A 13,860-nucleotide genomic window follows, 5' to 3' on the forward strand; every position below is an offset into this window, starting at 1 on the left:
GTGTGAGCGCCAGCCTCGTCTCATCTGATCACGTTACTCGCCCCGCTTTCGGCGCTCATGTGATTACTGCGGCTGATCGCCGTCCGTGTCCCGTACGACGCCGGAGATGACGGTGGTGACCATCCTGTGGACGGCGTCGGCCTGCGGCGGGCCGCCGTCCCGGTCGGCGAACAGCAGGTGTGAGGCTCCGAGCAGCGTGGGAGCGAGCGTGTCGACGTCGGCGTCCGGCGCGATGCGGCCCAGATCGCGCTCCGTCCTGAGGTAGGCGGCGAGCATGGCCGCCGCCTCGGTCAACAGCGGGAGCCCATGGCCCGGCCTGGCCTCGCGCAGCCGGGCGCGCAGCCCGTCCCGGGAGATGATCAGACCGACGACCGCCACGGCGACCGACCCGAACAGGTCCGTCAGCACGCCGGTGAGGTTGCCGGCGACGGTGCCGGTCCCGGCGGACCGGCGGAGGGCGGCCGCCTGGGCGTCGACCCTGGCGATGCCGTCGAGCACGAGCTCGGCGAGGAAGGCGTCGAAGTCGGCGAAGTGCCGGTGCAACACGCCCTTGGCGCAGCCCGCCTCGGTGGTGACCGCCCGGCTCGTCAGCGCGCTCGGCCCGTCCCTGAGCAGGACGCGCTCGGCGGCCTCGAACAACTGCTGCCGCGCGTCGCGGAGGGCAACCCCCGTCGGCACCGTTCCATCCCCTCCTTGTCCGTGGTCGACTTTATCCGGTTTGACGAGTGGGCACTTGCCCACTCATAGTGGGCGCATGCCCACTCAAGCTTCCGACAACGAACCGCACAAGGCCAGAGGCATGGCGGAGTCGTTCGGCGTGGACGCCGAGCGTTACGACCGCACCCGGCCCGCCTACCCCGATGCGATGGTGGAGCGCATCGTCGCCGCCAGTCCCGGGCCGGACGTCCTCGACGTCGGCTGTGGCACCGGCATCGCAGCCCGGCAGTTCCAGGCGGCGGGCTGCACGGTGCTCGGCGTCGAACCCGACGGGCGGATGGCCGATTTCGCGCGCCGCCGGGGACTCGAGGTCGAGGTGGCGACTTTCGAGGCCTGGGACCCCGCCGGTCGCACGTTCGACGCGGTCGTCGCGGGGACGGCCTGGCACTGGGTCGATCCGGTCGCCGGCGCGGCCAAGGCGGCCGAGGTGTTGCGCCCCGGCGGCCGGGTGGCGCTGTTCTGGCACGTGTTCGAGCCTCCGCCCGCCATGGCGGAGGCCCACACCGCGGTCTACCGGCGGGTGATGCCCGGCTTCCCGTCGCAGGACCGGCCCGCGGGGTCGGCCCTCGACGGCTACCGGCCGCTGTTCGACAAAGCCGCCGACGGGATCAGGGACGCGGGCGCGTTCGGCGACCCCGAGGAGTGGCGGTACGACTGGCGGCGGTTCTACACCCGCGACGAGTGGCTCGACCAGATGCCCACGTCCGGCGTTCTCACGCGTCTTCCCCCGGACGGGCTCGCGGAGGTGCTGGCAGACGTCGGGGCCGCCATCGACGCGATGGGAGGCGGCTTCACGGTGTCCTACGTGACAGTGGCGGTGACCGCGACGCGAACCTGACCGTTACGGGCGGAACGCCCGGAGGCGGGGCGATGCTCACCGAGCCGGCACCGCGTCGCCATCGAAACATCAACTGCGTGTAATGGTGCGTGGTCAAGTTCTCCTCGTAGTCGCTCCCGACTCCGAGGAGAACCATGCGCCGGCGACTCGGCCTCATCGCCGCGATCGTCCTGATCGCCCTCACCTCGACCCTTACCCCTGTCGTCCCCGCCACGGCGGCGTCGGCGCCCCTGGTCGTGGCCCATCGCGGCGCGTCCGCGTACGCGCCGGAGAACACCGTCGCGGCCTTCGAACTGGCCCGCGACCGGGGCGCGGACATGTTCGAGCTCGACGTCCAGGAGACCAGGGACCACCACCTGGTCCTGATGCACGACACGACGCTCGGCCGTACGACCGACGTGGAGGAGGTCCTCCCCGGCCGGGCGCCGTGGCGGGTCGGCGACCTGACGCTGGCCGAGATCCGCAGGCTGGACGCCGGCTCCTGGTTCTCTCGAAACGCGGGGTTCTCCCGGAAGTACGCCGGGGAGGCGGTGCCCACGCTCGGCGAGGCGCTGCGCGCGATGCGCGACAGCGGGCTCGGCCTGCTGCTGGAGATCAAGGAGCCCCGGCTCTATCCCGGCATCGAGGCCCGGGTGGCCGAGGAGATCGGGCGCGACCCCGTCTGGCGCGGCAGAATCGTCGTCCAGTCGTTCGACTGGAACTCGATGCGCCGTTTCCACAGCCTCATGCCCCGGGTGCCGATCGGCCTGCTCGGCACGCCCCGGGTCGCGGAGCTGCCCGGCCTGGCCCGGTTCGCCGACCAGATCAACCCGCCGTACGCCGACGTCACGGCGGAGTACGTCCGGCGCGTCCACCGGCTGGGGATGAAGGTCCTCGCCTGGACCGTGGACGATCCCGCCGCCGTACGCCGCCTGATCGGCGCGGGCGTGGACGGCGTCATCACCAACGAACCGGACGTCGTACGCGACATCACGGCGCGAGGCCGGCGCCCTCGGCGGTGATCCGCCCCGCCGAGGGATCATGCACCCGGACGCATCGTGTCAGCGGTCGCCCGCGAGGCGAAACTCTACGCCTGTGAGGCCGGTGGGGACGATGGCGCTCAGGTGGAGACCGTGGGGTGACAGGTGGCGACCGGCCGTTCGCGTCACCGTCGCCATGTCGAGCGCGGTGAGCGCTTCCGGTTCGCTCCACAGCAGTGCGGGCGGGAGACCTTCCGCCACCAAGGAAGCCGTCTCCGCGACGACCTGCTCCGCGGTCTCGAGGCGGATGGGGGCGCCGCCGGCCAGATATCGAACCGCGGTCGCCAGCTCGGCGGGCGTCGGCCCGTATCGATGCAGATCGGTGAGGATCTCGACGATCTCGTCGAGAGCCTCACGGGCTCGCCCGGGGGCGACCGAACCCTCGATGAGCAGGATTCCTGCGCCCCGGATCGGCAAGCAGGCGGCTGTCAATCCGTAGGCGGCGCCGCGCCGGTCCCGCAGCGTCACGTTCAGCCGGGAGGCCAGGCCGCCGCCGAGCACGTGCGCGAGCACGGTCAGCGCGGACCAGTCGGAATGGCGGCGTCCGGGAAGGAGCAGCGCGAGGGCGTACGTGACCTGCGTGCTCGCCGGATTGTCCGCCACGTGGGGGCCGATGTGGAGCCCCAGGCGGGGAGCGGGGGCCTCGGCCGGCCGTCCGGATGCGGCGGAGAGCAACCCGTCCATGGCGGCGGAGTCCACGGACGTCACCAGTGTGATCGGGCCCTGGCGTGCCTGTGCCACGAAGGAGCGGACCGACCGTGGCGTGATCGCGGACATGGTCGTGACGGTCCCGCCGATCGGGCGACTGTGCCGCTCGGATGGGTGAAAGAGCGTCGCGTTGAGCAGCGTGAGGGCCCGCCGGCGGGGGACCGCGTCCTCCAGGGCGATCTCGGTACGGCGACGCTCGACCGCCTGGGCCGCAGCCGGATCACTGACGCGTGTGCCGGCGATCGCGTCGCCGACGAGGGCGAGCGCCCGGGGCAGGACCGCTGCCGAGGCCGTGAAGGCGAATCGCATCGAGCTCAGGCTCGACGTGGCCGTCACCGTGGCCCCAAGGTCGGCGAGCTGCGGGCGGACGCCGTCCAGGACCGCGGAGGCCGTCACCCGTGCCAGCCCCTCCCGTCCCGCCCGCTCCCCTGCCGCCCCCGTATGCAGCAGCAGGCAGGCCGCCGCCGGTCCTCGTCGCCCCGCCGGAACGACGACGAGATTGCCCGGCCTCATGCGGCCGCGTCGGGGAGGCAGTGAAGGGTGGCGGCCCACATGCCGTCGCGCAGCCATTCCGACGCCGACACCTTCTCCGGCTCCACCGGGCCGGACGCCGGGGCCCGGCCACCGTGGAACATGGCGACCCGCGACATCTCGTCGGCCCAGCCCGCGAGGGTCGCCGTCCGGTCGAGCCGGTCGCGTTCCTCCCACGCCTGGGCGCGGGCGAGTTCGCAGGCGGACGGCGGCGCCGCAGCCAGGTCCTCGATCACTCGTCGTAGGTGCTCCTCGACCGAGGCGGCCCGGACACCGGGAGCGGCGATGGCCCGGAACGTGGCCATGGTGCTGCCCCTGCCCAACCGAAGCACCCGGAAGCGAACCTGCGTGACAAGCCGTTCGGGCAGGCGTGCTTCCACGATCCGCACGGCCGCCCGGGCGGCAGGGAAACGGGAATCGCTTTCCGGCGGGAGACGGACCATCGCGAACAGACCCTCGGCGGGGACATGCTCGCGCCACTCACCGCGCGCTCCGGTGACGTCGGACTCCGCGAAGGGCAGCGTGCTCGCGGCGGACGTTCGCGGCGCCAAGCCGAAGTGACGCGCCGCGACGTCCAGCGCGGTCTCATGGTCCGTGTCCCCGGCGATCACGAGGACCATCCCGGACGGCCGGTAGTGCCGGGCGAGAAACTCGCGGCAGTCGGTTTCGGTAAGCCCGGCCACGTCGTCGGGCAGGCCCAGAGGAAGTTGCCCTGCGGGGTCGCCGGGGAGGTAGGCGAGCCCGAACAGGCGGGCCAGGGCTGTGCCGTACGGCCGGGACCCGTACCGCTGGCGCCGTTCGTTCGTCACGACCGATCGCTGCACCACCACATCCTCAGCAGAGACGCCGCTCGGCACATGGGTGAGACGGGCGGCTTCGCGAGCCAGTGCGGTGCCGAGTTCGCCGGCCGGCACCGTCTGCCCGAACGACGTTCGCTGGAACGACGTGGTGGCGGTGAATCGGCCGCCCGAACCCTGAACGTCCGCGGCGTAGGAGCGCGCCGGGCCGGTGAACATCAGGTGTTCCACGAGGTGGGCGAGGCCCGTGCGTCCGGACAGGTCGTCGCGGGCCCCTACGGGGACGGCCAGGTGGACGCTCACGACGGGAATCCTCCGGTCCTCACCGACCACGACGAGCAAGCCGTTGGCAAGTGTCTCGGCGTGTACGCCCCGGGAGGTCATCACCGGAAACGGCGGCCCTGGTCGCCGCGGTAGGCCCAGGCGGCGACGACGGCGAGAAGAACGAGCCAGCCACCGAGGGCTCCGACCGACAGCCAGTTCACCCGGAAGTCGCCGACGGCCGCCCACATCAGCTCGACCGCTCCGCGACTCGGCAGGTACGGTGCGATCGCTTCGACGAACCCGGGAGACTGCCCGGGGGCGGCGAGCAAGCCGCCGCCGAACGCGAGCGGGAAGAACAGCAACTGGGCGACGGCGAGGGCCGCCTTGAACGGCAGCAGGTAGCCGATAGCCAGCCCCATGAGCGTGAAGACGACCGCGACGACGGCGACCGCACCCGCACTCGCGACGAAACGCAGCGGGGTGATGTGCGCCTCGGTGGCGGCCGCGGCGATCACCAACAGGGGAATCATCGAGATGACCATGAAGGCGAGCCCGCAGAGGATGCGCCCGGCGAAGCGCGGAAGCGGCCCGGCGGGCAGTGTGCGGGTGAAGGGGTCCCACGCCTGAGCCCGGTCGTCGGCGATCCCCGCGCCGAACTGGAACAGGCACGTCGTCATGAGCGCGAAGGTGATCATGCTGGCGGTCGCGTACGTGGAGGCGATGGGATCGTCGGCCGTGAACGGCACCACGAAGAAGATCATCGCGGCGGCGGGGAAGAACGCGGCGCCGATGACCGCGATGGGCATCCTGACGCCTTCCAGAAACTGGTATTTGGCGTGGGTCAGTGCGAGGGACATGGCTCTCCTCGGAGCAGGCGCTCGTCGATGGTCGTCAGGCCGCGGGTGTCGCAACGGCCGGGAGGGCCGTGATGGCGAGGAACGCCTCTTCGAGCGGAGTGGACGCGACTTCGAGGTCGGCGAACGGCACTCCGGACAGGACCAGTTCCCGGACAAGCAGGTCGGAGTCCGCGGTGAGAAGGTGTGCTCGAGTCTCGTCCCGCTCGACATGAAGGATGCCGGGAAGCGAAGGAATCTCCCGGATGGACAGGCTCACCCGGCGGGTGCCGACGATGCCTCGCAACTCGGCCACCGTGCCGTCGGCGAGAACACGCCCCTGGCCGAGGACGACGACCCGGGTCGCCAGAGCCTCGATCTCCTCCAGATAGTGGCTGGTCAGCAGCACCGTCCCGCCCTCGGCGTGGAACGACCTGATGGCCTCCCACAGCATGTGGCGGCCCTCGACGTCCAACCCGGCGGTGGGCTCGTCGAGGAAGACCAGCCGGGGCCTGCCGACGAAGGCCAGCGCGACGGCCAGACGGCGGCGCTGGCCGCCGGACAGGCCCCCGGTCTGGCGGCGGGCCAGGCCCTCAAGACCGAACCGGGACAGGACCTCGCCGACCGGCAGCGGGTCGGGGAAGTGGGAGGCGACGAAACGGATGCACTCACCCACCCGCAGGGCGGCGGGCAGGCCGGTCTCCTGAGGCGTCACACCGATGGCGCGGCGGGTGCCGGGACTTCTCGGGTCCTGGCCGAAGAGCGCGACTCTCCCCGATGTGGGGGCGCGCAGGCCGGTGAACAGGTTGATGAGTGTGCTCTTGCCCGCGCCGTTCGGCCCGAGGAGGCCGAGCAGCTCTCCCGCCCCTATCTGCAGTGTCACGCCGTCGACGGCGGCCACGTCTCCGTAGCGCCGTCGTAGGTCCTCGGCGTACGCGAGGGTCTCCGCCATGCTCTTCCTCCATGCTTTTCGTCATAGATAACTTTGAGTTTCAAACCTCTTGGGATCACTGTCAAGCCCACGGTGGAAGAACGGTCTCAGCGCGGGACACGCCTGATGTGCACCGCGCCCCAGGTGGCGAGACCTCGGATCCGTACGACGGGGGCATCGGGCCCGGCCTCCTGGGCGTCCCCATAGAAGGCGCCGAGGACGCCCACGCCCTCGATGCGTACGGTCACGTCCTCGGGTACGAGGATCTCCACTCCGCCGAGGAGCGCCAGCGCGGTGATGACCACCTCACGCTCCGCGAAGCACGCCTCACGCAGGTCGATCTCGGCACGACCCCACACCGCTATCGACCGGTGGGCGCGGGGCACCACCCAGGTGCCCTTGCGCCAAGCGCCGGACGCGATCGCCACCGATGTACGTGAGCCGGGGACGCCACCGATCCGGGGATGCGCGGGGGCGGGGGCCGGCAGGTCCTCGACCAGGGGCCGCAGTTCCGCGTACGTCACCGCCGCGTAGGCCGCGTCGAGTCTGCGCTGATACTCGTCGAGTTCGAGCCGCCGCTCCGCGGCCGCCTGGTTGAGCAACTCGGCCACGCGCTCGCGGTCGGCCTCGCCGACCCTCATTCGGGGATTGGAGGGGAACTCCGGCTCCAGTGTCATATCGGCTCCGTTTCAGTGTCCGAAAGAGCGGACCGTCCACAGCACAATCCAGCAGACCCAGGCGACACAGGCCAGAGCCGCGCAGGTGACATAGATGACATAGATCCTGGTCTGACCCCGGGGATAGGGCGGAAGCGCCCGATCGCGCCGGAGCAGGCCCCGCACGTACGCGAGGCTCTCCCCCTGCAGGTCACGCATGCCGAGCGCGTGGTTCAGCATCGCGTAGCCGTCGAGCCGGAAGAACGGCAGCAGATTGATGAGGCCCGACAGGCTGCCGAGCAGCAGGGCCGATCCGGCCGCGTCGGCGGCGGTCCCGCCGAGCAGCGGCCAGGCGATCGCGACGGGGAGCAGCACGACCAATCCAGCGAACATCCCGGAGAACGCGACATAAACCCGGTGCCGGCGGGCCATGAAGACGATGTCGTTCACCCGGCAGTAAGGGGCGAGCATCGGGAATCTCCACACGACACCGATCTCGGTCGCGGTCCCGCCGAAGTGGGTACCCGTGAGCCCGTGCGCGACCTCGTGCACGGCGACCGTCAGCCAGACGCCCAGGAGTACCGCGGCGAGCACGAGCGGCCGGCCTTCCCCCAAGCGCGTGGTGGCCCCCCACAAATCGCCGGCCCGCGCGAGGACGGCGATCTCCATGCCGACAACGGCCACCAGCAGCGGAACCACGGCATACGGAGAGAACAGCGGCCGCAGCCGCGGCTCCAACCGCCCGAGCCACCGCTCGGGAGCCACCACGGGCAGGCGTACGTAGAGCAGGCTACGTCGCCGCTGCTCCGGCGCGGGTGCCTGGGGAGGTTCGGAACCCGACAGCAGGCCCCGCCGGCCGAGGGTGCCGAGGATGTGGGCCCAGTGGTCGTCGGTCAGGCGGCGCCGGAACTCGACGGCGTACTGCCGGTCGATCTCCGCCAGAGTCGTGATGCCGTCGAGACGGGCCATGATGAAGAACTCGCTCGGGCCGATCTGGAAGTACCGTCCGCTCACCGGCTCCTTGACACTGTGCACGAGCGTGGGGCCGGACCGCACGGCTGGGCCCAGCCGGACGCCCTCCCGCAGGCGTGGACGGGCGGCTCTCAGCGTGTCCGGGCTCATGGCGCAGTCCACGCGAGAAGCGCCGCGAACGGCTCCTCGCGGAGCGTGCGCGCCAGCAGGAACGACAGGTACGACTCGTCCACCACGTTCGTGCCGAGACGGTTGTTGGTCATGTGCAGGTACGGCGAGAGCAGGATGCGCAACGCCACCTCCGGATCCCGTACCGGCTCACGCTCGGTGGCGCCGCCGTGCACCGGGAACTGGCCGCGGTCGTCGCGCTTGGGGAAGACGAGCAGGCCCGACTCGGCGAGCGTGGTCACACGGGTGCGCAGTTCGGCGCAGTGCGACGCCCACCCGCGGCTCAGGGGGGTCAGCCGGTCCAACCGGCCGGAGCCGACGGCCAGGCATATCTCGCTGAAGCGGTGCCGGAGGTCTTCGGCCAGCCGGTCGTGGTTGGCGGCGTACCGAGTCTCGCGATCGCCGTCGCCCAGGTTGAACCACTCGTGCCAGAAAAGGTGGTAGCGCTCCATGAACGTCGCCACCTCCTTGGGCTCACGTAGAAGGCTCATCGACATGATCATCATGAGCTGGGTGGCGAGGCCGAGCATCACCGTCCGGACATGCATGTTGGTCGTCGTCAGCAGTTCGAGAACCAGGTCGCTGGACTTCTCGAAATGCCACTCGGCCAGTTCGACCCCGGCCATTCCGCCGTACTTGTCGTACTCGGGCTCGTAGGGGATCCGGAAACGGCTGTTGTTGGGGCGCAGGGGCATCGAGCCGCCCTCGCCGTACTTCGCGATCCGCTCCTCGTCGCTGTACTCGAGGCGGAACAGTTCGTCGTAGAAGTTCAGCATGTACTCGGAGTCGACCTCGTAGAGGGCGGGGCGGCTCCGGAGGAACTCGTCGACGGCCTCCTCCGCGATACGCAGCGTCTCCGCCGTCGCGGCGGCGGAGACCGGCTTGAGCCGCAGGCGGACGTGCGGACCCTCCAGCCAGTAGTTGATGAAGAAGTATCGGCTGATCAGACCGTCCGCGCGCAGCCGACGCACGAGGGGGGCGACGCAGCCGCTCAACAGCGGGCTGGGGTCGCTGCTGTAAAAGATGTGGATGGCCTGCCACTCGCCGGGAGTGTCGCTGCCGGTCATCGGGGTTCTCCTCGGTGGCGAGTGATTTCCAGGGTCTGTTCGGCGACGTACGCGCCGTCATGGGCGCGCAGCCAGAGGTGGTCGGTGTCGGGCAGCATCTCCTGCATGACCACGCGCTGGGAGGCGTCCTTGACGAGGTGATCCAGTAGCGTGAGTGAGAAGAGGCTGTCGAAGTCGACGTACTGCGGCTTACGGGGCAGAGTGGCGGCCGGGTCTGCTTCGCCGGCGTCCTCGCCGCGGCCGGCGTCGACCATCGCGAACACGCGGCGAGGCAGTCCGTTCTCGCGGCGCCAGCGCTGCCAGGCCAGGAACCACTCGGCGTCGTCCGCGACGCGGCTCGGCAAACGGCTCGGGTGGACCTTCCAGGCCCTGCGGGTCAGCACGAGGTCGCCGTGACGCAGGCGCGGGTGCCCGCCGATCGCCGCGTCACCGAGTGGCCGGTCGACGCCGTCCCACACCGAGAGCGGGGCCATCGAGGTGTGCGAGAAGAGCAGCAGCGCCCGTTGCACCTCGGGCAGCGCGAGCGGCTGCAGAAAGCCCAGATAGACGGGGATGACCTCCCGTCCGAGCGCCGGCGACCACAGCACGAGCCGATCCGCCGCCTCGTCGTGGTAGATCTCCAGATCCGCCACGGCGATCTGCGCCGCCGGGTCCACGGAACTGGTCTCTCCGGGACAAACCAGCTCGTACTCCGTCACGGGCGGGTGCAGATTGAGATTCGTGGTGTCGTAGCCGCCGGTCAGCTCGGCGAACACCGCGCCGTCCGGCTGGAGGTCCTTCAGCGTACGGCGGAGTTCGGCCACCAGGCCGGCGTCCGTGAAGCAGTGGGCGAACCGGGAGAAGAGCAGCGTCAGACCGCTGTAGGAGCGGTTGAGCACGCCTATCGGACGCCCGTCCACGTCGCCCACCTGCAGGAAGAAACTGCGCGGATCGAAGTGAGCGACCGACTCCGGCAACTTGGCGGCGACGGCGTCGAAGAACTCGCGGTCGAGAACGATCTCGTCCGCGCCCTCCGGCAGCGCCTCCCACGCGGATCGCAGGCGCGTGACCAGTTCGCGGCGTGCGTCGTCGAGCATGGTGATCTCGGGAAGCCGCAGCCAGTTGTCCTGGGGGACGTACTCGCCGTCGGCGTCGAAGACCCGTCGGCGTTGCGCGGCCTTGATGAGGTGGTCGTAGAAGTCCCGATGGAACTCGTGGATCAGGCGCAGCACGTCGGAACAGCGGCCGCCCCGGCCGTACCTGGCGACGAAGAAGCCTTTGAACGACAGCTTGCCGGGCAACGTCATGTCGAACAGCGGCAGAATCCGCATCACGTCCCGCAGGGCGGGGAGCATGCCCTCTTCCCACCGGGGGCGGGCGGCGGTGACCGTCGCCTCGGGCAGACAGACGTCCTCGTAGAGCAGCGTGCGGGGGACGCTCGCCTGCTCGGCCGCCAGGTCGTGCTGGATCGCGGTGAGCTCGCCGCGGATCGCCTCGATCAGCTCGCCGCGGCGTGCGTGTGCAGCGAGACCGAACTCCGCGGCGAACGCGGAAATCGCCCGGATGCGCCCGGCCGCGGCGTCGGCCCATGGCTGGCCGAGCGCGGCGATCCTGGCGCCGAAATCGGCCAGTGGGTCGTCGCTGTGGATGTCGATGTGCAGTTGCGGCACCCGCAGCAGGCTGAGCTGCAGCAGCCGCTTCAGGTAGAAATCGATGGTGGCGCGTTCGCGGCCCGCCGGGTCCGCCCGGTGCAGCGCGGCGGCGAGGTCGCCAAGCCGCATGCGCGGCTCGCCTTTCAGCGCGGTCATCAACTCCTGCAGCATCGTGCCGTTGGACAGATAGAACAGGTCCTCCTGCAGAGAGTCGAAGCTCAGGGACGCCTCGTCGTCGCCGGCCTGCCGCACCCGGCGCACATAGCGGATGCGGCGGCTGTCGGCACGCAAACCGGAGGTCATCTCGACGGGCACGTCCGCGCATCGGTCCGGATTGGCGACGATCGCGTCGGTGAGCCGGGCCAGCGCGGCCACGTTGAGCCGTACGTGGCTGCGCGCGGGCCTGTCCAGTCCCTCCAGGCGCAGCACCTCCCCGGCGACGTCGTCGAAGCGGCCGAGTGCGACCGTGGTCAGAGTGCTGAACGGACTCGTCTTGCACGCGGTACGGAAGACGTACTCCAGCAGCGACCGCTCGATGCGCCGGGCCCGCTTGCCCAGCCGGCCAGGGCCGGCGTCGAGATAGGTGGGCAGGTAACGGTCGAGCGACCCGGACGCCAGTTGAAGCCCGTGCCGCAGCCGGGGATCGGCGGCCACGGAGCGCAGGTGAGCCCGGCACTCCTCGACCTCCCCGGCGAGCAGCGCGGCGCCCGCGGTCCGCACTCGCTCGTACTCGGCCCTGCGGTCCAGCCAGTCGCTCACCTCGTCCCTGGCCGGTTGCGTGAGCCCGGCGGTGAGAGTGCGGGTCGCGGGGAGATCGCGCGGAAGCCGGGTGTTGAAGACGTCCCGTCGCAGCTCGATCAGCGCCTGCCGGGTTCCGTCCCGGCAGTCCGCGATCACCGTCTCCAGGGCGTCGGCGACTCGCACGCGCGATCCCGCGAGCGCATCCTCCAGGACGAGTGTCCGCTCGGCCCACCGGACGGTCTCCGGGCAGCGCAGGCCGCGCACCACGTCGGCGGGCAGTCCGCCCACGCGCATGACGAACAGCGGGTTGAGCGTCCACTCGCCGGCCAGGCCGGCCGCCTGCGCGGTTGTGGTCGATGTCATCTGGCCTTCCCCCGTTCAATCGAGCCGGTAGTCGAAGTCGGGTTCGCCGCGGCGTTCGTTGCCGACCATCAGCAGCAGAAGGGGCCACTCACCTGTGCCCGACAGGTCGAGTTGCTCGGCGAAGGAGACGTTGTCGAAACCCAGCGCCGCGCCGCAGCCGACGCCGAGCGCGGCGCTCGCGGTGTAGACGGCCTGGGCGACCGCGCCGACCTCGGCGTTCACGTACCGGTAGCCGCGCGGCCCGATCGTGTCCATCGCCGCGCCCGGCCGGGCGAGCACCACAAGCACGGCGGCCGCCTGCTCGAGGTTGTAGTTGCTGAGGAAGTAGTTGCGCTGCAGGAACAGGCCGGGGTCACCGTCCTGCACCAGGGCGATCGCGTGGCGTTCCGCGTCGTGGTGGTAGACGCCGGAGGACAGGCCGTCCACGTGGTTGACGAAGGCGACGAGCCGGGTGAGCGCGGGGCCGCCGTCGCCGCGCTTGGCGTCGGAGGCTAGCGCTCCCGCTCGCGAGCCGGCGTGCAGCAACGCGCTGAATTCCGCCTGCCGGAGCGCCGGACGGGCGGAGAACCTGCCGAAGCTGCTGCGCCGCGAGCGCAGGGTGGTGCTCAGGTCGGCGGTGAGCGGCCGTGGCGGCGGCAGCGGAAGCCAGTCCTCGCTGTGCGGCACCACCGGCCGGGCCCCGATCAGGGATGTCTCGTCCACCGGCGTCGTGTCGGCCACGATCGAGGCGTGCACCGCCTCCGTGGTCGGGAACCTGATGACGGTCTTCGACCGCTCGGACTCGCGCATCCTGACGCGAGCCCCGTCACCGGCGCCGTGCCCGCCGGCCGCCCGATCGTGACCGTCGTGTCCGTCGGGCAGTGCGCCCGGCAACGGCACGACGGCCATGACGCTCTCCATCGCGGTGTCCAGGCCGAGGAGGCGGTTCAGGCGCAGCTCGTCGAAACTGAGGCGGGGCCGCAGTTCGATGCCGTGCGCGCGCGCCCACGTCTGCCAGGAGCCGAGCAGCGCGCCGAGGTCCATCGTGACGACGTGGTAGCTGAAGCTGTTGTATTTGAAGGCGTTCTTCCAGAACTTGATGCCGACCAGCAGGAACTGGTCCCCCTCCAGGCCCGGCACCGCGTCTCTGACCTGCCCGGACACGTCGCCGACGAGCAGGCGCTCCATGGAGTGGTGGGGCGGTGAGTAGCTGTGGACGCCGGGCATCGTGCCCGTGCTCCTCCCTCGCACCCAGTAGATCTCCGCCGGGTACAGGCCGCCTCCGGATGCCGTGCCCCTGTGATAGACGGCATTGTGATAACGAGGCAACGTGAGCCGGTCGTTGTTGCCCTGCACGCCGAGGCGGCGGCCGAGCATGCCGTACGACTCGCGCAGCATCTGCCCCAGCCGGGCCACGGTGAACGTCCCGGTACGCGGTGACGGGTCGAGACCGGCGGCCACGGTCGCGGGAGGCAGGGCCTCCCGCGTGGGCAGCGGGAAGCTGGTCGCCTCCTCGTACACTTTGAACTTTCGTGGCTTGTCGTTCCAATCGGGCTCGAATTCGAGCGGCTCCATCGGCTCCCGCCGGCGCCGGACGATCGCGTTGAGGTAATCATGGGCGAGGCTCATGGGGGTCCCCTGTGGC

General features: G+C 70.7%; 12 protein-coding genes. 2 read left to right on the forward strand and 10 right to left on the reverse strand.

Translation table 11 applies throughout. From position 1 onward, the window contains the following. Window positions 1–63 precede the first annotated feature (63 nt). Window positions 64–678, reverse strand: coding sequence for a TetR/AcrR family transcriptional regulator (locus AB0O28_RS23850; RefSeq protein WP_363643617.1), 615 nt, complete (start codon window positions 676–678; stop codon window positions 64–66). A gap of 76 nt (window positions 679–754) precedes the next feature. On the opposite strand from AB0O28_RS23850, the gene AB0O28_RS23855 reads away from it, so the two are divergent. Then, complete coding sequence (locus tag AB0O28_RS23855; protein ID WP_363643619.1) at window positions 755–1,555, forward strand: class I SAM-dependent methyltransferase; 801 nt, start codon at window positions 755–757, stop codon at window positions 1,553–1,555. A gap of 134 nt (window positions 1,556–1,689) precedes the next feature. Continuing rightward, a complete protein-coding gene (locus AB0O28_RS23860; protein ID WP_363643621.1) occupies window positions 1,690–2,556 on the forward strand; it encodes a glycerophosphodiester phosphodiesterase family protein in 867 nt (288 codons plus the stop codon). 39 nt (window positions 2,557–2,595) lie between these two features. Here the strand turns inward: AB0O28_RS23860 and AB0O28_RS23865 are convergent, their stop codons facing one another. The 9 genes from AB0O28_RS23865 to AB0O28_RS23905 all read right to left on the reverse strand — a co-directional run bounded on the left by AB0O28_RS23865 (window position 2,596) and on the right by AB0O28_RS23905 (window position 13,844). Next, the gene (locus tag AB0O28_RS23865) at window positions 2,596–3,795 is read right to left on the reverse strand and encodes an insulinase family protein (RefSeq protein ID WP_363643623.1); all 1,200 of its coding nucleotides are present in this window, start codon (window positions 3,793–3,795) and stop codon (window positions 2,596–2,598) included. Continuing rightward, the gene (locus AB0O28_RS23870) at window positions 3,792–4,994 is read right to left on the reverse strand and encodes a pitrilysin family protein (protein ID WP_363643625.1); all 1,203 of its coding nucleotides are present in this window, start codon (window positions 4,992–4,994) and stop codon (window positions 3,792–3,794) included. Before AB0O28_RS23870 ends, AB0O28_RS23865 begins: the two co-directional genes overlap by 4 nt. Further along, a complete protein-coding gene (locus AB0O28_RS23875; RefSeq protein ID WP_363643627.1) occupies window positions 4,994–5,731 on the reverse strand; it encodes an ABC transporter permease in 738 nt (245 codons plus the stop codon). Before AB0O28_RS23875 ends, AB0O28_RS23870 begins: the two co-directional genes overlap by 1 nt. 34 nt (window positions 5,732–5,765) lie before the next feature. After that, a complete protein-coding gene (locus AB0O28_RS23880) occupies window positions 5,766–6,659 on the reverse strand; it encodes an ABC transporter ATP-binding protein (protein ID WP_363643629.1) in 894 nt (297 codons plus the stop codon). Between the two features lie 86 nt (window positions 6,660–6,745). Further along, window positions 6,746–7,315, reverse strand: a complete 570-nt coding sequence (locus AB0O28_RS23885) for a DUF1707 domain-containing protein (protein ID WP_363643631.1) — start codon at window positions 7,313–7,315, stop codon at window positions 6,746–6,748. A gap of 12 nt (window positions 7,316–7,327) precedes the next feature. Then, window positions 7,328–8,416 (reverse strand): hypothetical protein, encoded by a 1,089-nt coding sequence (locus AB0O28_RS23890; RefSeq protein WP_363643633.1) that lies wholly within the window; start codon window positions 8,414–8,416, stop codon window positions 7,328–7,330. Continuing rightward, a complete protein-coding gene (locus tag AB0O28_RS23895) occupies window positions 8,413–9,501 on the reverse strand; it encodes a lantibiotic dehydratase C-terminal domain-containing protein (protein ID WP_363643635.1) in 1,089 nt (362 codons plus the stop codon). Before AB0O28_RS23895 ends, AB0O28_RS23890 begins: the two co-directional genes overlap by 4 nt. After that, window positions 9,498–12,236, reverse strand: coding sequence for a lantibiotic dehydratase (locus AB0O28_RS23900; RefSeq protein ID WP_363643637.1), 2,739 nt, complete (start codon window positions 12,234–12,236; stop codon window positions 9,498–9,500). The genes AB0O28_RS23895 and AB0O28_RS23900 overlap by 4 nt, the downstream gene beginning before the upstream one ends. A gap of 15 nt (window positions 12,237–12,251) precedes the next feature. Then, window positions 12,252–13,844 (reverse strand): nitroreductase family protein, encoded by a 1,593-nt coding sequence (locus AB0O28_RS23905; RefSeq protein ID WP_363643639.1) that lies wholly within the window; start codon window positions 13,842–13,844, stop codon window positions 12,252–12,254. Window positions 13,845–13,860 lie beyond the last annotated feature (16 nt).

This window comes from Microbispora sp. NPDC088329 (genome assembly GCF_040685655.1).
In the GTDB taxonomy this organism is placed as follows: Bacteria; Actinomycetota; Actinomycetes; order Streptosporangiales; family Streptosporangiaceae; genus Microbispora.

Bases quoted from the DNA above. Each gene is read 5' to 3' on its own strand.
- AB0O28_RS23855 (WP_363643619.1), top strand. From the start codon at position 755: ATGCCCACTCAAGCTTCCGACAACGAACCGCACAAGGCCAGAGGCATG.
- AB0O28_RS23860 (WP_363643621.1), top strand. From the start codon at position 1,690: ATGCGCCGGCGACTCGGCCTCATCGCCGCGATCGTCCTGATCGCCCTC.
- AB0O28_RS23865 (WP_363643623.1), bottom strand. From the start codon at position 3,795: ATGAGGCCGGGCAATCTCGTCGTCGTTCCGGCGGGGCGACGAGGACCG.
- AB0O28_RS23870 (WP_363643625.1), bottom strand. From the start codon at position 4,994: ATGACCTCCCGGGGCGTACACGCCGAGACACTTGCCAACGGCTTGCTC.
- AB0O28_RS23875 (WP_363643627.1), bottom strand. From the start codon at position 5,731: ATGTCCCTCGCACTGACCCACGCCAAATACCAGTTTCTGGAAGGCGTC.
- AB0O28_RS23880 (WP_363643629.1), bottom strand. From the start codon at position 6,659: ATGGCGGAGACCCTCGCGTACGCCGAGGACCTACGACGGCGCTACGGA.
- AB0O28_RS23885 (WP_363643631.1), bottom strand. From the start codon at position 7,315: ATGACACTGGAGCCGGAGTTCCCCTCCAATCCCCGAATGAGGGTCGGC.
- AB0O28_RS23890 (WP_363643633.1), bottom strand. From the start codon at position 8,416: ATGAGCCCGGACACGCTGAGAGCCGCCCGTCCACGCCTGCGGGAGGGC.
- AB0O28_RS23895 (WP_363643635.1), bottom strand. From the start codon at position 9,501: ATGACCGGCAGCGACACTCCCGGCGAGTGGCAGGCCATCCACATCTTT.
- AB0O28_RS23900 (WP_363643637.1), bottom strand. From the start codon at position 12,236: ATGACATCGACCACAACCGCGCAGGCGGCCGGCCTGGCCGGCGAGTGG.
- AB0O28_RS23905 (WP_363643639.1), bottom strand. From the start codon at position 13,844: ATGAGCCTCGCCCATGATTACCTCAACGCGATCGTCCGGCGCCGGCGG.